This is a genomic window from Micromonospora sp. NPDC005254, from assembly GCF_042872525.1.
Classification (GTDB): domain Bacteria; phylum Actinomycetota; class Actinomycetes; order Mycobacteriales; family Micromonosporaceae; genus Micromonospora.
The window spans coordinates 1-18,955 of sequence record NZ_JBIAKM010000003.1; the positions used below are offsets into that span (position 1 = coordinate 1).

Here is an 18,955-nt window from a genome sequence, read left to right on the forward strand (position 1 = left end):
GGACCAGCGCGTCCACCTCTTCGCCCTCGACGCCGTACAGCTCAAGGAGGCCACGGGCGACCGGCGGCATGACGGAGACCTGGGCGTTCTCGATGCGGCTGATCGCCGACTTTGAGATGCCCACCTCCTTGGCGGCCTGGTCGGCGGTCATGCCGGTCTGCTCGCGGAGGCGACGAAGCGCGGCGGCCAAGCGTCGACGCCGAACGGTCGGACTTCCAGTCATGTCCGTCAGTGTGGCGGAACGGGACAGACTCCGCAACGACACACTCCCGGATCGGGAGTTGCGCAAAGGACGCGGTTCAATGCACGATGAGTGAGGCCACGGATCGACTGAGTCACGAACAGTGCTCGTCTTTCGGGCTGCTCGGCAGGCCCTGCCGTCGTACTGCTGGTTGAAGGCTGCGGTGGCAGGTGCCGGGGTGGGTCCGCCGGTGCGGGGCGGGCCGGTGGGCCCGCCCCTTCCACAGGTCAATCTCGACGGTGAGAGGCAGGTCCTGTCATGCGCGTCTTCTTCCGGCGTACCCGGCGTCGCCAGCGGTCGGTCAGCGGGCCGACCTGCTACCGCTCGGCGGCCTACCATCCGCTGCGCCCCTGGCAGGTGCGCGAGCGAGGCTTCCGGCCGACCCCGTTCGGGCGGCGTGGGCTCGACCCGCAGGAGGTGCGGGAGTTCCTCGACCGGATCGCCGGTGACCTGGCCGTCGTCTACGACGCGCTCGCGCAGAGCCGCCGGGAGACCGACCGGGTCAAGGACGCGCTGCGCCGCTGGCAGTCCGAGCAGGCCCGGGCCCGCAACGAGCGGGGGTACGACCGGTGACCGAGCGCTGGGTCATCCACCTGCCGGTGGTCGCGAACGACCTGCTCTCCGCCCAGCGCCTCGCCCGGGTGGTGGCGCACTGGACCCACGTCCTGCCGCAGACCGACCCGGGCGGCACCACCGTCTCGGCGGAGGACGACCAGGACGTACGCCACTGGGTCTTCTGCGACCGGATCATGCCCGGCGGCCCGCGGTGCCTGCTCCGGTCCGACCACGACGGCGCGTGTTCCCGGCGGTTCCGCTGGCGGTGACCGGCCGGGCCGGTCACCGCCGCGGCGCTCGCGGTGTACGAGGCCAGCATCAGCGGTCCGAAGGACGGTAGCTTCGCCTACGGGTACTACGTAGAAAAGAGCACTTCTCGTAGTCGGGCGCGAGGCCTGTTGATCTGTCTGAAGTGAGCCATGCGCGCGCTGCCATACGACGCCGGTACGGTTGCGAACCGCTTGTGCCCGGTATGCCGCGCCCCTCCGGGCACGACAACCGGGCATGAACGTCCGCGCCGGCGGTACGGCTCCCTACCAGGCTCGGTTACGCGGAGGCGGCGGTCAGCGCCGAGACCTCCGCCTCCGTCAGCGCGAGGTCAGCGACCGCGAGCAGTGCCGGCAGTTGCTCGACGGTCCGCGCGCTCGCGATCGGCGCTACGACGGTCGGCTGAGCGAGGAGCCAGGCGAGCGCCACGGTGGCCATCTCGGCACCCCGCGCGGTGGCGATCTCGTCGAGTGCTGCGAGGACCTTTTGCCCCCGTTCCGACTTCAGGTACTCCGAGGCGCCCTGCGCCCGTACGCTGTTCACCGTCGCGCCCGGCCGGTACTTGCCGGTCAGGAAGCCGGAGGCGAGCGAGTAGTAGGGAACGACTCCGAGGCCGTGCCGCGCGGCCGTCGTCTCCAGGTCCCCCTCGTACGTATCGCGCGAGACCAGGTTGTAGTGCGGCTGCAGAGCCACGTAGCGGGCGAGGTTCTGGCTGTCGGAGAAGGCGAGGGACGCCTCGAGTCGCTCGGGGCTGATGTTGGAGGCGGCGATTGCTCGGACCTTTCCCTCCTTCACCAGTTGGTCGAGCGTGGTGATGATCTCCTCGACCGGCAGGGTGGGGTCGTCGTAGTGGGTGTAGTACAGGTCGATGTAGTCAGTGCGCAGGCGGCGCAACGACTCCTCGACCCCGCCCTTGATGGTCGTGGCGGCCAGCCCCTTGTACGTCGGGTGGGCGCCGACCTTGGTAGCGATGATCATGGAATCGCGGTTGCCGCGTGCCGAGAGCCAGTTCCCAATGATGGCCTCGGACTCGCCGCCCTGGTTGCCGGGCACCCAGGCCGAGTACATGTCAGCGGTGTCGATGAAGTTGCCGCCCGCGGCGGCGTACGCGTCGAGCACGGCAACTGACTGCGCCTCGTCGGCCGACCAGCCGAAGACGTTGCCGCCGAGCGCGAGCGGGAAGACCTCGAGGTCTGACGAGCCGAGCTTACGAAGATCAACCATGTCTGGCACCAACATGCGTCACACGCCGTCCATTCCTACCTGGGAAAACATGTGAAAGACCTCATGTCGTGGTGGTGGCGAGGTCCACGCCGACGCCGCAGGCTGGTCGCCGCCGCTCTACTCGAAGCCGAAGAACTGGCCGAGTGCGACGCCGCGCAGTTGCGGCAGCCCTCGCAATAGGCGCTGATCATTACCACGCCAGCCCGGGACTGGGGACCTGCGGCGACGACGCCTTAGGGTCGCCGGTGACGCCAGCGTCACGGGGAGCGGTTGCGAGGCGTGAGATGACCCTGCTGCGGGACGTGATCGAGATCCCGACCTCGGTCGGGGACGGGGACTTCGTCGTCCGCGCCGCCGAGGGCGCCGACCTGCGCCGGTACGTCGTCACCGACCAGCTCCGGGACAACTTCGCCGAGGCGCTGCGCCGGATCGGCCACGCCGTCACCACCGGCCGCTCCCGGGCGAATGCCACGTTGACCGCCACGCTGGGCGAAGTCGTCGATCCGGTGGAGCGTTTCGACGGCAACAGCATCCGACTACGGGAAGATGTCACACCTGCGACCTGGCGGGCACTCACCGCGGACGCGGCCACCCGACTGTGCCTGCCGGAAGTCAACGACAAGGCCCTGGACGGTCTCAAGTTCGGCGCGGCCCTGCCGAAACGGTTGGCCGCAGCGACGCTCGCGGCGCGCCTGGCCGACCTGGACGGCGCTGCCGTGGTGCTGGACGAACCTGTGCGGTTCGTCGTCCTTTAGTAGTGAATGCGCTAGTTCCTTCGTGAGGATCGGCGATGGCCGCTCAGCGGCGGGGGGCCTCGCTGGCGATCGTCGCCTCGCGGGGCAGCGCCGCCGCGCGCAGCGCCCAGTCCAGGGCGTAGTCGGCGACCGCCTCCCAGCCGGGCGCCCCGACGGTGAAGTGCGAACGCCCGGGGAACTCCTCGTACGCGGTGAGCGCCCGGGACTTCTGGTAGAGCCCCGCGTTGGCACGGACCACCGACGCGGGCACCACGTGGTCCTCCCCGCCGGCCATCAGCAGCAGCGGCGCGCGGTCGTCGCGTCCGTTGTCGACGCGGGCGGGTGAGCGCGGGTCGAGGTTGGCGAACGCCCCCTCGAAGAACACCCGACCGGCGCCGGGGACCGCATAGCGCTGCCAGGCCCGGTCGGAGTCCTCGCGGCTGAGCGTGTTGCCGAAGGTGTAGGCGAAGTCGTCCGGGGTGAACGGGACGGCCCTGTTCCGGTTGGCGGGGCTGCGCAGGATCGGGAAGCCGGAGCGCAGCTGGCTCAGCGGCACCTTGAGCACCCCCTTCACCGCCGCGGGGTGCACCCCGACGGCCGCCGCGCCCAGGCCCCGATCCACGAGGACCTGCGTGAACAGGCCACCGAACGAGTGCCCCATGATGATCGGCGGTTGGGGGAGCGCCCGGATGATCCGGTCGTAGTGGGCGATGATCGTGGCCATGCTCTGCTGCGCGATCGGGGTGGGGTCGTCGCGCAACTGCTCCACGGACCGGTCCATCCCGGGCCAGGCGGGGGCGATGACGTGCATGCCGCGCTCGGTGAACCGCTCGACCCACCCCTGCCAGCTGCGCGGGGTCATCCAGAGTCCGTGGATCAGCACGACCGTGTCGACCCGGCCCTGCGGCGTGGCACCCATCGCGTCCTCCCGGTGTCGCTGTCCGGCCCGGCGGTTACCCGCTGCCGCGCTGGCAATGCCTGCCGGTGGGCTCGGACCGGGCGGAGCGCAAGAGCCAGGGGCGGTGGCGGACCTGTCGGAAGGCGATATGACGCAGAGGTATATCTATGACTCTGAGTCATATCGCTCTGGGCCGTATCTCCTGCCATGGCCGTCACACTCCGTGTCCGGCCAGGCGTGCCACATCGACCCGCCGGCGGGCCGTCCCTGACAAATGTCACGGCCGGAACGTGACGGCCGCTCCGGGAGCCGACGTCCCCGACGCCGGAGCATCTATTGCATGACCAGTACGCATCCGGCCGTCGAGCTGAACGGCCTCACCAAGACCTTCGGTACGGTCACCGCGGTCGACGGGCTGAGCCTGCGGGTGCAGCCCGGCGAGGTGGTGGCGTTCCTCGGCCCCAACGGGGCGGGCAAGACCACCACCATCGACATGCTGCTCGGCCTGGCCCGCCCGGACGCGGGCACGGTCCGCGTCCTGGGCGGCACCGCCGACGACGCGGTGGCCCGGGGTCGGGTCGCCGCCGTACTCCAGACCGGCGGGCTGCTCAAGGACCTCACCGTGGGCGAGACCGTGCGGATGACCGCCCACTTCTACCGGCACACCCGCCCCGCCGCCGAGGTGCTGGAGCGCGCCGGCATCGCCGACATCGCCGACCGGATCGTGGGCCGGTGCTCGGGCGGTCAGCAGCAGCGGCTGCGTTTCGCGCTGGCCCTGCTGCCGGACCCGGACCTGATGGTGCTCGACGAGCCGACCACGGGGATGGACGTCGAGGGCCGCCGGGACTTCTGGCAGGCCCTGCGCCGCGACGCCCGCGACGGCAGGACGGTCATCTTCGCCACCCACTACCTGGACGAGGCGGACGCGTACGCCGACCGGATCGTGCTGGTCCGGCAGGGACGGATCGTCGCCGACGGCACCACCGCGGAGATCAAGAACCTGGCCGCCGGCCGTACGGTGCGGGCCACCCTGCCCGGCGCGGACCAGGCGGCGCTCGCCGCGCTGCCCGGTGTGGACGCCGTGGAGGTACGCGGCGACAGCGTGCTGGTGCGTACCGGCGACTCGGACGCGATCGCCCGTCACCTGCTCACCCGGACCGCCGCCCGGGACGTGGAGATCACCTCCCGCAACCTCGAGGACGCCTTTCTCGCCCTGACCACCGAGCGCATCGGAGCCTGAGATGTCCAGCCTGCCGGCCACCCCCGCCGCCGCCCGCACCGACCGATCCGACCGACCCAGCCAGCCCGACCGCCGGCTGCCCGCAATGGGTGGCTTCGCCCCGGCCGTCCTCGGCATCGAACTGCGGCGGGTGCTGCGCAACCGCCGCACCCTCGCCTTCACGCTGATCATGCCGGCTGTCTTCTTCCTCATCTTCGGCCTGCCGCAGCGGGGGCAGACACTGGACAACGGCCGACCCGTGACGGCGTACGTCATGATCAGCCTCGCCGTGTACGCGGCGATGGTGGCGACCACAAGCGCGGGCGGCGCGGTGGCCACCGAGCGGGCGTTGGGCTGGAGCCGGCAGCTGCGGCTCACCCCGCTGCGCCCGACCGCCTACGTGGCGACGAAGGTGGCCACGGCGATGACCCTCGGCCTGATCGCTGTCGTCATCGAGTTCGTGGTGGGCGCCGCGGCCGGCGTCCGCCTCCCGCTGGACGTCTGGCTGCTGTCCGGGCTCGCCGCGTGGCTCGGCTCGCTGGTCTTCGCCGCGTTCGGTCTGTTCATCGGCTACCTGGTGCCGGCCGAGAACGTCATGCAGTTCATCGGGCCGATCCTGGCCGTGCTCGCCATGTTCGGCGGCCTGTTCGTGCCGGTCGAGGTGCTGCCGCACGTGCTACAGCAGGCCGCGAAGTTCACTCCGGTGTACGGCATGGGTGAGCTGGCCCGCGCCCCGCTGACCGGCGACGGGGTGAGCATGGCCGGGGTGGCCAACATGGTCTTCTGGACCGTGGCCTTCGGCGTCGGCGCGGCCCGGCTGTTCCGCCGGGACACCGCTCGGGTCTGACCGCCGCGACCGCTAGCGTGGAGCCGATGGACCTCCCGACGGGGCAGCCCCAGCCGATGAACCGCCAGTGGCGGTACATCGGCTGGCTGCTGGCCGCCGTGTGGCTGTTCTTCCTCAACATCCCGATCTCCACCGCGCTGCAGCAGCCGGAGCCGTGGCGGCGGGTCGTCGGGGTGACCGCCCTGGTCGTCTTCGGTCTGGGCTACGTGCTGCTGTTCCAGTGGGCCCGCCGACTGCGCCAGCTGCTGCTGCCGATCCCGGCGGGGCGCGCGCGGGTGGGCCTGCTGGTGCTGCTCGCGGTGGGCCTGGTCAGCATCCCGGGCACCGGCGGCGACTGGCTGGCGACCCTGGTCTACGTGGCCGCGGCCGGGGTGTTCCTGCTGCCGCCGTGGGAGGCGGCGGTCACCGTGGCGCTCTGCGCCGTGACTCCCGCGCTGGCGTCCTGGCTGGTGCCGGGCTGGGAGGCGGAGCACGGGATCGTCTTCGCGGTGCTGCTCGCCTCGTTCGCCATGTTCGGCGTGTCCCGGCTGGCCCAGCGCAACAGCGAGTTGCAGGCCGCGCAGCAGGAGATCGGCCGGCTCGCGGTCGCCGAGGAGCGGGCCCGCGCCGCCCGCGACCTGCACGACATCCTCGGGCACTCGCTGACCGTGGTGGCGATCAAGGCCGAGCTGGCCGGACGGCTGATCGAGGTCGACACCGTCCGGGCGGCCGCCGAGATCGCCGAGGTGGAGAGGTTGGCGCGGGCGGCGCTGGCCGACGTGCGGCAGACCGTCGGGGCGTACCGGGAGGTCACCCTCGCCGGGGAGCTGGCCGGCGCGCGGTCCGCCCTCGCCGCGGCGGGCATCGCGGCGGAGTTGCCGGCCGAGGTGCCGGAGCTGCCGAGGGAGTGGGACCGGCTGTTCGGGTGGACGGTACGCGAAGGGGTGACCAATGTGGTCCGGCACAGCGGCGCGCGGTGTTGCACGATCCGGGTGCGCCCGGACGGGGTCGAGGTGAGCGACGACGGCCGGGGGCCGTCCACGCCGGACGCCGGCGCCGCCGGGTACGGGCTGGTCGGTCTGCGGGAACGGGCCCGCCGGCTGGACGCCGTGGTGACCGTGGGCCGCGGCCGGGACGACGGCACCGGCTTCCTGCTGCGCGTGCACGCCCCGGCGGCGGCCCGGTGAGCGCGGCGGGTACGCCGATCCGGCTACTGCTCGCCGACGACCAGGCGCTCGTCCGTGGTGCGTTGGCCGCGCTGCTGTCGCTGGAGCCGGACCTGACCGTCGTGGCCGAGGTGGGCCGGGGCGACGAGGTGGTGCCCGAGGCCCTCCGGCACACGCCCGACGTGGCCCTGCTGGACGTGGAGATGCCCGGCCTGGACGGGATCGCCGCCACCGCCGCGCTGCGGGCGGCGCTGCCGGCCTGCCGGGTGCTGGTGGTGACCACGTTCGGTCGGCCCGGCTACCTGCGTCGCGCCATGGAGGCCGGCGCGAACGGCTTCGTGGTCAAGGACACCCCGGCCCGGCAGCTCGCCGACGCGGTGCGCCGGGTGCACGCCGGCCTGCGAGTGGTCGACCCGACGCTGGCCGCGGAGACCCTGGCCACCGGGGCGAGCCCGCTGACCGAGCGGGAGACCGAGGTGCTGCGGGCGGCCCGCGCCGGTGGCGCGGTCGCCGAGCTGGCGAAGGCGCTGCACCTGTCCGAGGGGACGGTGCGCAACCACCTCTCCGCGGCGATCGGCAAGACCGGCGCCCGCAACCGGGCCGCGGCCGTGCGCATCGCCGAGCAGAACGGCTGGCTCCTCGGCGACTGAGCGGCCCCGCTCAGGCGGTCGGCGGCGGGGTGGCGAGCCGGTCGACCACCACCAGGCTGCTGCCGGGTCGGACCTCGGCGAGCAGTTCCCGCTGGCCGCTGCGGTTGACCCGGATGCAGCCGTTGGTGGTGTTCTCGCCCAGTTCGTCGTCGTTGTACCAGGTGTGCAGGCCGATGTGCGCGCCGCGCAGCCCGGTGGGCACCGCCTCCGGGTCGTCGGGCACCGAGCCGAGGGCGTAGATGTCCACCCCGCCGTAGACCTCCCCGGGCGGTGGGGTGCGGCCCAGGACGAAGGTCCGCCCGAGCGGCGTCTCCTGCCCGGACTGGCCGAGACTCGTCTCCCAGGAGCGCACCGCCTTGCCGGACCGGTACCAGGTGAGCCGGTGCGCCTTGCGCTCGACCACGATCTGGTCGCGCAGCGCCACGGTGTCGAACCCGCCGGGTGGCAGCCAGGCGAGACGCCGGTTGGCCGAGGGCAGCAGGACGGCCGTCCAGCCGACCCGACGCTCGGCGATCGGCACGGTCAGCTCGACACCGGCGAGCGTCGGTTCGAGGAAGGCGCGCGGCCGTCCGCCGGGCGCGTCGTACGCGGCGATCCGCCGGGTCGGGTGCACGCCCTCGGTCAGGGGTGTGACGTCCATCGTGGCCGGGTCGGCGGGAAAACCCTTGGGCGCGGGGTCGTAGTCGAGCACTGGCAGACCGGCCGGGGCGGGCGCGGCCGGCGGGACCGACTCCTCCGGGCTCTGCTCGACGCTGCTCGGCGTCGGGTCGGCTGCGGCCACATTCTGCCTGTCGGGGGCCGTCGAGCGTGGGGTGAGAGCCTGGCCGACCAGCAGCGCGGCGGCCAGCAGCACGGGTACGGCGATGCCGGCGGCGATCCAGCCGGCACGGCGGCGGTACGGGGACATTCGGTCAAACGACACCAAACCACTCTATGGCGGTGGATGGTCCGGGGCCCCCGGTTCGGCGATACGCGCCGGCCGGAGGCCCCGGGGTCGGTCAGACCCGCGCGCCGATGTGGATGGCCACCGCGTCGTGCGCCGGCACGTTCGCGGCGAACCAGCCGTTACCGTCCACGGTGATCACCGGTCCGCTGCACGTGCCGCCCGCGTACGTGCCGTGGATGACGTCGCAGTACCGGCCGGCGGGCAGCCCGGTGTAGTACGAGCGACCGTTCACGGCGGAGTCCTCGTCGTTGAGCGTGACGAAGCCCTTGCCGCTGCGGCTGAACGCGATGTGGTTGTTGCCGTTGTCGTACCAGTTGGCCACGCCCGCGCCCTCGGTGGCGTTGCGGAAGCCGACCATGTTGGCGATCACCGGCCAGCGGTGCTCGCACTCCCAGCCGGAGTAGCAGGCGGTGTTCAGCGTCTTGTTGTTGCCGTCCGAGGGCGGGCCGGCGTCGCGGTTGCTGAAGGTGTAGCTGGACATGACGGTCGGCGAGCCGTACGGCCAGGCCAGCATGAAGGCGTTGGCGAGGGCGTAGATCCCCCGGTCGCGGTAGGTCAGCACCCCGCTGTTGTCCCGCTGGGTGTCGTGGTTGTCCACGAACACCGCGGCCGACCCGGTGGGCAGGTGACCCCAGCCCTCGCCGAAGTTGCTCAGGTACGCCAGCTTCTCCGAGCGGAAGACCCGGGCCAGGTCCTTGCCGTAGCGGAACTCGTGCACGTCACCGTTGCCGGTGTACTCGGTCGGCTGGACCGGCTCGCCCGCGCCGTAGATGACCTCCTGCACGATGTACGCCGAGCGGGACAGCTTGCTCTTGATCGCGGCGATGTCGGCGGCCGGCATGTGCTTGCTGGCGTCCATCCGGAACCCGTCGACGCCGAGGGAGAGCAGGTCGTTGAGGTACGACGCGATCTTCGTCCGGACGTAGTCCGACTCGGTCTTCAGGTCCGACAGGTTGACCAGCTCGCAGTTCTGCACCTCGTACCGGTCGTTGTAGTTGGCGATGTCGTCGCCGCCGTTGCGCCCGCAGTGGTGGAAGTCCTGGGTCTGGTAGATGCCCGGATAGTCGTAGTGCGAGTACGACGAGCCGGCCCAGCCGGTGCCGCCGTTGTCCTGGCCGGACATGTGGTTGATCACCGCGTCGACGAGCACCTTGACGCCGGCCGCGTGGCAGGTGTTCACCATCGACTGGAACTGGGCCCGGGTGCCCTTGCGGGACTCGATCCGGTAGCTGACCGGCTGGTACGCCAGCCACCACTGGTTGCCCCGCACGTGCTCCTGCGGGGGCGAGACCTGGACGTAGCCGTAGCCCTTCGGGCCGAGCGTGCTCTGGCACTCGCTGGCCACCGACGGCCAGTTCCACTCGAAGAGCTGGACGATGACCTTCTTGGCGCCGGACGGGCTGGCGGCGGCCGGGGGCGCCGCCGCGGTGAGGGGGACGAGCAGGCTGGCGACCAGGCCGAGGGCGAGGATCGCCGAGCCGCGTCGACGTCGGTGCATCGGGACTCCTGACGGGAGCGGGGGTGGGGGTGGTGGTGCGGCGGGGGATCGCATCGGCTGCTCGAATCTTGCAACCCATGCTGAAATTTGCCGAAAGGTTACAAGCGTGTTGCAACGACTGTCAATGTATGGATGTCGATCACTGTCCACGGTGGCCGTTACACGCGTCCCGGCGTCGGTCGGTTCGATCCGGCCCAGAAATTTCCGTCCCCGGGTGATCCGCTCGCCCCGCCGGTCCGTACTGGATGGGGGAGCAGGGGTCGGCCGGTGGTGCGCCGCCGCGAGACGATCGAGGAGCAGATGGCCCGGGCAAAGCAGAACCAGAAGGCCACCGAGGTCCGGACCAGCACCAGCAGTCGGGGGGTGCGGACCAGGTCGCGCTCGGCGACGACGTTGCTGATCGCGTCCGCGCTGGCCGCGCTCTGGGCGGCGACCATGCTGACCGGCGCCGGCCAGACGGCGTACGCGTACGGCTTCTTCTTCACCGAGTTCTTCGCCGGGGTGATCGCCCTGGTGTCGTTGAGTCTCACCGTGATGCTGGGCCTGCTCGCCACCGACCGGCTGGTGCTGGGCATCTCGCACCGGGTGCTGATGCAGTCGGCGCACCGCGCCACCGGCGTCCTGGGCGTCGCCGGGCTGTTCTTCCACGTCCTCACCAAGATCGCTACCGGTCGCGCGGCGGCGACCGACTCGCTGGTGCCGTTCGTCGGCGGCCGGGGCCTCTACGTCGGCCTCGGCACGGTGGCGGCCCTGCTCATGGTCAGCGTGATCTGGACCGGCATCATCCGGGCCCGCTTCGCCGGCGTCGGTCCGAAGTGGCTGTGGCGCGCCCTGCACTCCGCCGCCTACCTCGCCTGGCCCTTCGCGATCGTGCACGGCCTCAACGCCGGTCGGGCCGCGAAGTCCTGGGTGGTGCTCAGCTACCTCGCCTGCATCCTGTTCGTCGTGCTGGCGCTGCTGGTTCGGCTCTCGGTCACCATCGGCCGGCGCAGCCGGGAGCAGCACCAGGCCGCAGTGCGCAACGCGGTGCTGGCCGGGCGGGCCACCGAGGAGGGCCGCGGGCGGTCGCTGCTGGCCGGCCTCAGCCGTCGCCGCGACACCAGCGAGGACAAGCGCCCCGCCTGGGCGGAGGCGACCACCGCCACCTGGACGGCGCCGCCCGGCCCACGGCGGCGCGACCCCGAGCGGTTCACCGTTCCGGTGGTGCCCGAGCCCGGCTCGCTCGCCGAGCCGGCCCGGCCCAGTCGACGGCGGCGGGACGAGGCGCCGGCGGCTCGGCAGGACGCCGACCGGCCGACGCGTGGACGGCGCGACGAGGCGGAGACCACGACCCGCCGGTCGAGCCGGCGCAGCGTCGAGGAGACCGGCACCCGTCTTCGCGACGAGGAGGAGTTGGAGCCGGTGACCCGGCGGCGCGCGTCGCGTACCCGTGACGAGGAGACCGCCCCGACCCGGCGCCGTCGCGCCGAGGAGCCGGCCGCCGAGCAGAGCAGCCGCCGGTCCCGCTCCGAGGACGAGGGCACCCGTTACTCGGCGCCGCCCCGACGGGCCGTCGAGGAGCCGGAGGAGCCGTGGGACAGCCCGCGCCGCTGGCAGGCCGCCGAGCCGATCTCCGCCGGCCCGGTCTCCGCCGAGCCGATCTCGGCCGGCCCGATCTCGGGTGGCCCGATCTCGGCGGCGCCGCGCAGCGGCAGCGGCCGGCACAGCGTCGAGGACGATCTGCCGGAGGAGCCGGACTACTGGCGCCCGCCGGCGCGGTACGTGCCCGAGGAGGTGCCGCCGCCCGTCGACGACACCCCGACCCTTGTCGACCTGGCGTCGCGGCGAGCCCGGCGGGCCGCCGGCGAGGGCCGGTCCGCCAAGCGCCGCAAGGCCAGCGCGGACGCCGTGGACGGGGCGTACTGGGCCGGGCTGCGGGGTGAGGCGAAGTGATGCGCACGACCGTGCCGCCGGTGGCCTGCGTCGGTGAGCCTCGGCTGACCGCCGGCTTCGCCGAGTTCGGCCGGCTCGACCTGGCCGCGCACGAGGAGGTGCACGGGCCGATCGGCCCGATGGAGCCGGCGCAGTTGCTCCGGCTCGTCGAGGGCATGCAGCTCAAGGGCAAGGGCGGGGCGGGCTTCCCGTTCGCCCGCAAGCTGCGCGCGGTGCTGGAGTCCTGCGAGCGGCAGGACCTCGCCGCGGTGGTGGTCGTCAACGCCAGCGAGGGGGAGCCGGCCAGCTGGAAGGACAAGGTGCTGCTCACCCGCGCCCCGCACCTGATCCTCGACGGCGCGGCGCTGGCCGCGTACGCGCTGGACGCCGAGGAGATCGTTCTCGGCGTGGCCGACGACGGTGTCGGCCGGGACTCGCTGATGGAGGCCCTCGCGGAGCGCCGGATGCCGGTGCGGACCACCATCGTCACCGTGCCGCACCGGTTCATCTCCGGCGAGGGCGGCGCGCTGGTCAACGGCATCAACGGGCTGCCGCACATCCCGCCGGGCACCAAGAAGCGCTCCAGCGACTCCGGCGTCGGCGGCCTGCCCACCCTGCTGTCCAACGCCGAGACGTACGCCCAGCTCGCCGTCGGCGCGCGACTCGGCCCGTACGAGTACGCGGCGCTCGGCACCGACGACGAGCCGGGCACCGTGCTGCTCACCGTGACCGGCGCGGCGGCCCGGCCGGCGGTGGTGGAGTGCACGGCCGGCATGCCGCTGCGCGACGTTCTCGACCTGTGCGAGGTCCCGGACGTCCAGGGCATCCTGATGGGCGGCTACCACGGCAAGTGGATCACCCCGGAGGCGGCGGAGAAGGCCGAGGTCTCCCGCAAGGGCCTGGCCGCGGTCGGCGGCACCCTCGGCGCCGGCATCATCATCCCGATCGGCGTCGACACCTGCCCGCTCGGCGAGGCCGCCCAGGTGGTGCGCTACCTGGCCGGCGAGTCCGCCGGCCAGTGCGGCCCGTGCAAGATGGGCCTGCCGGACCTGGCCCGCGCGGTCGACCTGGCCGTGGCCGGCAGCCAACCGGCCGACGTGGTGCGGGCCGCCGCCGGCGACGTCAAGGGCCGCGGCGCGTGCAGCCACCCGGACGGCACGGCCCGGTTCGCCCTCTCCGCGATCGAGGTCTTCGCCGAGGACCTGCGGCTGCACAGCACCGGCGACGGCTGCGGCCGGCGGGTCAAGGGCGTCATGGGCCTGCCCGGCGCGCCCGACCCCAATCCGCAGATGCTCACCCTGGACTGGTCCCGCTGCGACGGGCACGGCCTCTGCGCACATGTGGTGCCGGACTTCATCCGGCTGGACGGCAACGGCTATCCCGCGTTCCCGACCACTCCCGTGCCGACCTGGCTGCGCGAGGGCGCCCTGAAGGCCGTCAAGGTCTGCCCGGAACTCGCCCTGCGCCTCGCCAAGGCCGAGTAGGGAAAGGCACTGACCACCACACCTGTCGAACGGAGCTGCGGATGCGCAAGCCGATCGGGCGGACAGCGGCGGCGTACCCGCGCCGCGCCGCCATCGTGGGGGCGCTCGTCGCCACCCTGCTCGCCACGGCGTCCTGCACCGGCACGGTGCCGCCCGACGCTGCCGCCGCCGGGACCGCGCCGGCCCCGGCCAGCTTCCCGGCCACCCCGGCTGCCTCCGCGACCGGCTCGCCGTCGGCCGCGCCGGCCCCGGTCCAGGTCCCGGACGTCCTGCGCTTCAGCGGGACCACCCTCACCGGCAGCGCGTTCGACGCGACGCGACTGGCCGGCCGGCCGGTGGTGCTCTGGTTCTGGGCGCCGTGGTGCGCCACCTGCGCCAGCCAGGCGTGGACGGTGGCCGAGATCGCGCCGAAGTACCGGGACACCGTGCCGATCGTCGGCGTCGCCGGGCTCGGCGAGCAGCGGGACATGAAGAACTTCGTCAGCGAGTTCGACCTCGGCGACACGCCGCAGATCGACGACCGCAAGGGCGTGCTCTGGAAGCGGTTCAAGGTGACCGAGCAGAGCATCTTTGTGATCATCGACCGGGACGGCAAGGTCGTCCACCAGGGTTTCCTGGACGGTGAGGCGCTCAGCGCCCGGGTCGCCGCCCTGGCCGGGGCGTGACCGCCCCGCTGCTGCTCGCGCTGACCGCCGGCATGCTCGGCGCGGTCAACCCGTGCGGCTTCGCGTTGCTGCCCGCGTACCTCTCGCTGTTGGTCGCCGGAGCGTCGGACGCCCGCGGCGCGGTCGGCCGCGCGCTCACCGCGGCGGCCGGGCTCACCCTGGGGTACGTGGTGGTCTTCGGCGCCTTCGGCCTGGCGCTCGCGCCGCTGGCCGGCTGGCTGCGTCCCCGGCTGCCGTGGCTGACCGTGGCGCTCGGACTGCTACTGGTGGTGGCCGGCTGCTGGCTGCTCGCCGGTCGACGGCTGCCCGCACCCGGGTGGACCGCGCGGGCGCCCCGGCTGACCAGGTCCTGGCCGTCGATGGCGCTGTTCGGCGCGGTGTACGCGCTGGCGTCGCTCGGCTGCGCCATCGCACCGTTTCTCGCCATCGTGGTGACCAGCCTCCAGGCCGGCTCGACCGGCCGCGGGCTGGCTCTGTTCGGCGCGTACGCCCTCGGGATGGGTCTGGTGGTCGCGGTCGCCGCGCTCGGTGTGGCGCTGCTGCGCGACGGGCTGGTGGCTCGGCTGCGCGTCGCCGGCGCGCTGGTGCCCCGGCTCAGTGGCCTGGTGCTGCTGCTCGCGGGCGGGTACGTCGCCTGGTACGGCTGGTACGAGCTGCGGCTGGCCGCCGGTCGCCGCGACGCCCTGCGCGACCCGATCATCCGAGCGGCAACACAGTTCCAGCAAACCTTGTCGAACACCGTCGACACGCTAGGCCCGGCACCACTCCTGGCCGCCCTGGCAGCACTCCTCCTGGCAGCCCTCCTGCTCAGGCGCCGCCGCCCTCCCAGCGTCGATCATGAAGTTGTTGCCGCGACACGCCGAGGCGGCGGGCAATAACTTCATGATCGACAGCGGGAGGCGGGGTTTAGCGCGGGGACAGGCGGTCTGTGCCCAGGCGGTCCTGGAGCACCTCGGGGACCAGGACTGAGCCGTCGGCCTGCTGGTACTGCTCCAGGATGGCCGGGAAGAGCCGGCTGGTGGCCAGCGCGGAGCCGTTGAGGGTGTGCACGAAGCGGGTCTGCTTGGCACCCGGCTCGCGGTAGCGGATGGCCGCCCGGCGGGCCTGGTAGTCGCCGGCCCAGGAGACCGACGACACCTCCTTGTACTTGCCGGTGCTCGGCATCCACACCTCGATGTCGAGGGTCTTCTTCATCGAGGCGCTCGCGTCACCCGCCGAGAGCAGCGTCCGCTGGTAGTGCAGACCCAGCCCTTCGACCAGGCTCTCGGCGTGGGCGAGCATCTCCTCCAGTGCCGCGTCCGCCTGCTCGGGCAGGGTGAACTGGAAGATCTCCACCTTGTTGAACTGGTGCCCGCGCACCGTGCCGCGCTCGTCCGAGTGCGACCCGGCCGACTCCCGCCGGTAGCAGGGCGTGTACGCGAACGCCTTCAGCGGCAGCTTCGTGGTCTCCAGGATCTCGTCCTGGTACGCGCCCAGGATCGCCGTCTCCGACGTGGGCAGCAGGAACTGCCCGCGCGGCGCGGAGTCGGCGTCCAGGTGGTAGACGTCGTCGTAGAACTTGGGGAACTGACCGGCGGCGAAACCGGCCGAGTCGAGCAGCAGGTGCGGCGGGAGCAGGAACTCGTAGCCGGCCCTGATGTGCTGGTCGACGAAGTAGTTGAGCAGCGCCCACTCCAGCCGCGCGCCGACCCCCGTGTAGATCCAGAAGCCGGAGCCGCCGAGCTTGACGCCGCGCTCATAGTCGACCAGACCCAGCGCGCGGGACAGCTCCACGTGGTCGCGGACCTTCTCGATCACCGGCGGCTCGCCGAAGGTCTTGACGACCCGGTTCGCCTCCTTGCCGCCGGGCAGGACGTCGTCGCTGGGCAGGTTCGGCAGCTCGCTCATCGCGTCGCGCAGCCGGGCCTGCACCTCGTCCAACTGGGACTCCAGCTCGGCGAGCTGCTTGCGCTCGGACTCCGGCGCGGTGACCTGCGGCTCGGTGCCGGCGCGCTTCGCCTGCGCGTACGCACGGGCCTCGGCCTTGCGGCGCTGCCGCTCGGCGTCGATCTCCGTGATCAGGGCGCGCCGTTCCTGGTCGAGCCGCTGGATCTCGTCCAGGGCCCGATCGACCTCGGCGGGATCCAGACGCTTCGCCAGCGCGGTCGCCACCGCCTCGCGATCCTTCCGGATCAACTCCATGTCGAGCATGCTGCTCCGTACGCCTCCGTCCGGGGTTCACTGGTGAACCACCAGATGCTACCGTCGCGCACGTTTCCACCCGGGGACGGGGAGCGCGACAGGTTTTACAGCCGGATCGGCATCAGCACGGAGAAGGTGTCCTCGTCGTTCGGGCGGCGCACGGCCAGCGGGGCGATCGGCCCGTCCAGCTCCAGCACCAGCTGCGGGCAGCCGGCCGCGTCCAGCGCGTCGAGCAGGTACTCGCCGTTGACCCCGAACCGCAGCCCGCTCACCGGATCGGGCGTCGGGTCGGCCGCGGCCAGCTCGGTGGGGTGCAGCAGGCGCAGGCCGCCGGAGTCGTCGAGGCCGAGGACGGAGACCGCCAGCGGCGTGCCGGCGTACTCGCGGGCCAGCGTGGGAGCGGCCGGGTCGCGCAGTGCCGCGCGCAGCGCCACCACGTCCACCGGGATGCGGTACGCGGCCGGCCGCTCGCCGACCGCCTCGCGCAGCAGCCGACGGTAGTCCGGGAAGTCGTACGGCAGGGCGGTGCCCGTGAGCGTCCGACCGGCCACCGTCACCCGCAGGTCGACGCCGGCCACGGTCAGCCGCACCTCCCGGGCGTCGGCGGTGTCGAGCAGCCGGCGCAGCCGGTCGACGAGGTCCACCGGCACGAGCACCCGCGCGGGCGGTCCGTCGACGGCCGCCGCCGCCCGGGCCAGCGCGAGGCGGTGCCGGTCGGTGGCGACCAGGCGCACACCGTCCGGCTCCACGTCGAGCAGCACCCCGGACAGCGCCGGCAGCTCCGGGTTGGCCCCGACGGCGAAGCGCACCGCGTCGAGGGCGGCGGCCAGCTCGGCGGGGGAGAGCAGCAGCGTGGTCACCGTCGTGGGCGCCGGGTCGACCAGGGCCCGGAGCCGGACGATCTCGCGGCGGGCGTCGGCCAACCCGTCGGCCAGCCGGCGCAGGTGCGCGTCGAGCAGCCGGTGCACCTCGGCCGGCTCGGCGCGGACGGCGGCGGCGATCTCGGGCACCGGCATGCCGACCCGGCGCAGCCCCGCGACCAGCCGGGCCGGGCCGATCTGCTCGTCGGTGTACCAGCGGTAACCCGTCACCGGGTCGACCAGGGCCGGCGTCAGCACGCCCGCCGAGTCGTAGAAGCGCAGCGCGCTGACGGTCAGGCCGCTGGCCCGGGCCAACTCGCCGATGCTGTGCAGGTCGCTCACCACGTCGGGCATCCTGCCCCCTCGACCTGGTCGAGGGTCAAGCCGCCGGCTCCGCGTCCCGCTGCGCCGTCGGCGTGGCATCGTCCCGCTTGAGCACCCGGAAGGTGAGTCCGGCCCGGACCAGCCGGTCCAGCAGCGCGTCACCCATCGCCGCGACCGGGGTGAGCTGGCCGGCGGTCGGCGGCAGGTCGTCGAACGCCAGGCACAGCGCCGACTCGGCGAGCATCTTCGCCGTCTCGTCGTAGCCCGGGTCGCCCCCCGCGACCTCGGTGACCACGCGCTTCCCGCCGCCGGTGCCGACGAACCGGACCCGGAACCAGGACGACGCCCGCTGCTGCGGGGTCGGGCCCTGCCCGGAGGCGAGCCGCCCGAGCAGCCAACGTCGGGTGGGCGGCACCTTCACCAGGCCGACCAGCGCGCCGAGCCCCACCGCGCTGACCAGCACGGTCGGCAGCCGCTTCACGGCGGCGAAGTGCCGGTAGCGAAAGTCCGGGCCGTACTCCGGGCGGCTGGCAGCCGTTCGGCGGATCACCTGCGGGTCGATGGTGGGCAGCGGCACGGTCCAGATGCCCAGCTCCGCCGAGCGGGCCAGCCGGCCGGGCACCGCCCGGACGCGGCGGTCGGTGGGGCGCGGCTCGACCGCCCGGCGGGCCCGGGCGGCCCGGCTGGCCTCCCCGGTCCGGGCGAACGCGGTGAGCGCGGAATGGTACGTCCCGGCGGAGAACCGGCCACCGGCGCGTACGTAGCCGTCCACGGTGATCGGGACGCCGGCGGGCAGCTGCTTGACGGTGAACCAGACGCCCAGATCGTGGGGGATGGAGTCGAACCCGCAGGCGTGCACCAGCCGGGCGCCGCTGGCGGTCGCCTCGGCGTGGTGGCGGACGTACATCAGGTCGACGAACTCCGACTCCCCGGTGATGTCCAGGTAGTCGGTGCCGGCTCGGGCGCAGGCCGCGACCAGTGGCTGCCCGTGGTGGACGTACGGGCCGACGGTGCTGGCGACCACCCGGGCGCTCTCCGCCACGGCGCGCAGCGACCCGGCGTCGGTCACGTCGGCGGTGAGCAGCGGCAGGTCGGCCAGCGTGGGGTCGATCGCGGCGAGCCGGCCGCGCACGGCGGCGAGGCGATCGGGGTTGCGCCCGGCCAGCGCCCACCGCAACCCGGGCGGCGCGTGCCGGGCCAGGTACTCGGCCGTCAGCCCCCCGGTGAAGCCGGTCGCCCCGAACAGCACCACGTCGTACGCCCGCTCCCCAGCCATCCCCCGAGTCTGCCACCCGCCATCGCCCAG

General features: G+C 73.0%; 19 protein-coding genes. 11 read left to right on the forward strand and 8 right to left on the reverse strand.

Annotated elements, in window-relative coordinates:
• The coding region (locus ACFYPR_RS09660) for a helix-turn-helix domain-containing protein (RefSeq protein WP_387259385.1) at positions 1-223 on the reverse strand (223 nt) is incomplete at its 3' end.
• 276 nt (positions 224-499) lie between these two features.
• On the opposite strand from ACFYPR_RS09660, the gene ACFYPR_RS09665 reads away from it, so the two are divergent.
• Positions 500-814 (forward strand): DivIVA domain-containing protein, encoded by a 315-nt coding sequence (locus ACFYPR_RS09665; RefSeq protein ID WP_387259387.1) that lies wholly within the window; start codon positions 500-502, stop codon positions 812-814.
• Entirely contained in the window at positions 811-1,065 is a 255-nt protein-coding gene (locus ACFYPR_RS09670) for a hypothetical protein (RefSeq protein WP_354856257.1), read from the forward strand. The genes ACFYPR_RS09665 and ACFYPR_RS09670 overlap by 4 nt, the downstream gene beginning before the upstream one ends.
• A 277-nt stretch (positions 1,066-1,342) precedes the next feature.
• Here ACFYPR_RS09670 and ACFYPR_RS09675 read toward each other — a convergent pair whose 3' ends face one another.
• Entirely contained in the window at positions 1,343-2,287 is a 945-nt protein-coding gene (locus tag ACFYPR_RS09675; protein WP_354856256.1) for an aldo/keto reductase, read from the reverse strand.
• Between the two features lie 284 nt (positions 2,288-2,571).
• Here ACFYPR_RS09675 and ACFYPR_RS09680 point away from each other — a divergent pair, with 284 nt between their 5' ends.
• Entirely contained in the window at positions 2,572-3,042 is a 471-nt protein-coding gene (locus ACFYPR_RS09680; RefSeq protein WP_387259391.1) for a hypothetical protein, read from the forward strand.
• Positions 3,043-3,085: 43 nt separating this feature from the next.
• Here ACFYPR_RS09680 and ACFYPR_RS09685 read toward each other — a convergent pair whose 3' ends face one another.
• Positions 3,086-3,940, reverse strand: coding sequence for an alpha/beta hydrolase (locus tag ACFYPR_RS09685; RefSeq protein ID WP_387180356.1), 855 nt, complete (start codon positions 3,938-3,940; stop codon positions 3,086-3,088).
• Between the two features lie 319 nt (positions 3,941-4,259).
• Here ACFYPR_RS09685 and ACFYPR_RS09690 point away from each other — a divergent pair, with 319 nt between their 5' ends.
• From ACFYPR_RS09690 to ACFYPR_RS09705, 4 genes are read left to right on the forward strand one after another with little or no spacing between them, the layout of a single operon-like run.
• Positions 4,260-5,159 carry an ABC transporter ATP-binding protein gene (locus tag ACFYPR_RS09690; protein WP_234584431.1) on the forward strand — a complete coding sequence of 300 codons (900 nt, stop codon included), beginning with the start codon at positions 4,260-4,262 and terminating at the stop codon, positions 5,157-5,159.
• A 1-nt stretch (position 5,160) separates the two neighbouring features.
• On the forward strand, positions 5,161-5,985 hold the full coding sequence (locus ACFYPR_RS09695) for an ABC transporter permease (RefSeq protein WP_387259394.1): 825 nt from the start codon (positions 5,161-5,163) through the stop codon (positions 5,983-5,985).
• Between the two features lie 26 nt (positions 5,986-6,011).
• On the forward strand, positions 6,012-7,151 hold the full coding sequence (locus tag ACFYPR_RS09700) for a sensor histidine kinase (RefSeq protein ID WP_387259396.1): 1,140 nt from the start codon (positions 6,012-6,014) through the stop codon (positions 7,149-7,151).
• Entirely contained in the window at positions 7,148-7,780 is a 633-nt protein-coding gene (locus ACFYPR_RS09705; RefSeq protein ID WP_354856249.1) for a response regulator transcription factor, read from the forward strand. The genes ACFYPR_RS09700 and ACFYPR_RS09705 overlap by 4 nt, the downstream gene beginning before the upstream one ends.
• A gap of 10 nt (positions 7,781-7,790) precedes the next feature.
• Here ACFYPR_RS09705 and ACFYPR_RS09710 read toward each other — a convergent pair whose 3' ends face one another.
• Together ACFYPR_RS09710 and ACFYPR_RS09715 are read right to left on the reverse strand one after the other, a co-directional pair.
• Positions 7,791-8,702: a L,D-transpeptidase gene (locus ACFYPR_RS09710; RefSeq protein WP_355064174.1), complete on the reverse strand. Its 912-nt coding sequence runs from the start codon at positions 8,700-8,702 to the stop codon at positions 7,791-7,793.
• A 76-nt stretch (positions 8,703-8,778) separates the two neighbouring features.
• On the reverse strand, positions 8,779-10,224 hold the full coding sequence (locus tag ACFYPR_RS09715) for an alpha-amylase family protein (RefSeq protein ID WP_387259401.1): 1,446 nt from the start codon (positions 10,222-10,224) through the stop codon (positions 8,779-8,781).
• 267 nt (positions 10,225-10,491) lie between these two features.
• Between ACFYPR_RS09715 and ACFYPR_RS09720 the strand changes: the two genes are divergently transcribed.
• Genes ACFYPR_RS09720 through ACFYPR_RS09735 form a run of 4 tightly spaced genes read left to right on the forward strand, consistent with a single transcriptional unit; the run spans position 10,492 to position 15,162 of the window.
• Positions 10,492-12,156 (forward strand): hypothetical protein, encoded by a 1,665-nt coding sequence (locus ACFYPR_RS09720; RefSeq protein ID WP_387259404.1) that lies wholly within the window; start codon positions 10,492-10,494, stop codon positions 12,154-12,156.
• Positions 12,153-13,619 carry an NADH-ubiquinone oxidoreductase-F iron-sulfur binding region domain-containing protein gene (locus ACFYPR_RS09725; protein WP_387180342.1) on the forward strand — a complete coding sequence of 489 codons (1,467 nt, stop codon included), beginning with the start codon at positions 12,153-12,155 and terminating at the stop codon, positions 13,617-13,619. Before ACFYPR_RS09720 ends, ACFYPR_RS09725 begins: the two co-directional genes overlap by 4 nt.
• 41 nt (positions 13,620-13,660) lie before the next feature.
• A complete protein-coding gene (locus ACFYPR_RS09730; RefSeq protein ID WP_387259406.1) occupies positions 13,661-14,284 on the forward strand; it encodes a thioredoxin-like domain-containing protein in 624 nt (207 codons plus the stop codon).
• Positions 14,281-15,162: a cytochrome c biogenesis CcdA family protein gene (locus ACFYPR_RS09735; protein ID WP_387259409.1), complete on the forward strand. Its 882-nt coding sequence runs from the start codon at positions 14,281-14,283 to the stop codon at positions 15,160-15,162. The genes ACFYPR_RS09730 and ACFYPR_RS09735 overlap by 4 nt, the downstream gene beginning before the upstream one ends.
• 28 nt (positions 15,163-15,190) lie before the next feature.
• Here the strand turns inward: ACFYPR_RS09735 and serS are convergent, their stop codons facing one another.
• The 3 genes from serS to ACFYPR_RS09750 all read right to left on the reverse strand — a co-directional run bounded on the left by serS (position 15,191) and on the right by ACFYPR_RS09750 (position 18,925).
• A complete protein-coding gene (gene serS / locus ACFYPR_RS09740) occupies positions 15,191-16,474 on the reverse strand; it encodes a serine--tRNA ligase (RefSeq protein WP_355064184.1) in 1,284 nt (427 codons plus the stop codon).
• Between the two features lie 95 nt (positions 16,475-16,569).
• Positions 16,570-17,679: a MerR family transcriptional regulator gene (locus ACFYPR_RS09745; protein ID WP_387259411.1), complete on the reverse strand. Its 1,110-nt coding sequence runs from the start codon at positions 17,677-17,679 to the stop codon at positions 16,570-16,572.
• Positions 17,680-17,704: 25 nt separating this feature from the next.
• The gene (locus tag ACFYPR_RS09750) at positions 17,705-18,925 is read right to left on the reverse strand and encodes a saccharopine dehydrogenase family protein (protein WP_387259414.1); all 1,221 of its coding nucleotides are present in this window, start codon (positions 18,923-18,925) and stop codon (positions 17,705-17,707) included.
• Positions 18,926-18,955: the final 30 nt, after the last annotated feature.

Coding starts and splice junctions, on each gene's coding strand:
- ACFYPR_RS09665 (WP_387259387.1), top strand. CDS start 500: ATGCGCGTCTTCTTCCGGCGTACCCGGCGTCGCCAGCGGTCGGTCAGC.
- ACFYPR_RS09675 (WP_354856256.1), bottom strand. CDS start 2,287: ATGGTTGATCTTCGTAAGCTCGGCTCGTCAGACCTCGAGGTCTTCCCG.
- ACFYPR_RS09680 (WP_387259391.1), top strand. CDS start 2,572: ATGACCCTGCTGCGGGACGTGATCGAGATCCCGACCTCGGTCGGGGAC.
- ACFYPR_RS09685 (WP_387180356.1), bottom strand. CDS start 3,940: ATGGGTGCCACGCCGCAGGGCCGGGTCGACACGGTCGTGCTGATCCAC.
- ACFYPR_RS09690 (WP_234584431.1), top strand. CDS start 4,260: ATGACCAGTACGCATCCGGCCGTCGAGCTGAACGGCCTCACCAAGACC.
- ACFYPR_RS09695 (WP_387259394.1), top strand. CDS start 5,161: ATGTCCAGCCTGCCGGCCACCCCCGCCGCCGCCCGCACCGACCGATCC.
- ACFYPR_RS09700 (WP_387259396.1), top strand. CDS start 6,012: ATGGACCTCCCGACGGGGCAGCCCCAGCCGATGAACCGCCAGTGGCGG.
- ACFYPR_RS09715 (WP_387259401.1), bottom strand. CDS start 10,224: ATGCACCGACGTCGACGCGGCTCGGCGATCCTCGCCCTCGGCCTGGTC.
- ACFYPR_RS09730 (WP_387259406.1), top strand. CDS start 13,661: ATGCGCAAGCCGATCGGGCGGACAGCGGCGGCGTACCCGCGCCGCGCC.
- serS (WP_355064184.1), bottom strand. CDS start 16,474: ATGCTCGACATGGAGTTGATCCGGAAGGATCGCGAGGCGGTGGCGACC.
- ACFYPR_RS09745 (WP_387259411.1), bottom strand. CDS start 17,679: ATGCCCGACGTGGTGAGCGACCTGCACAGCATCGGCGAGTTGGCCCGG.
- ACFYPR_RS09750 (WP_387259414.1), bottom strand. CDS start 18,925: ATGGCTGGGGAGCGGGCGTACGACGTGGTGCTGTTCGGGGCGACCGGC.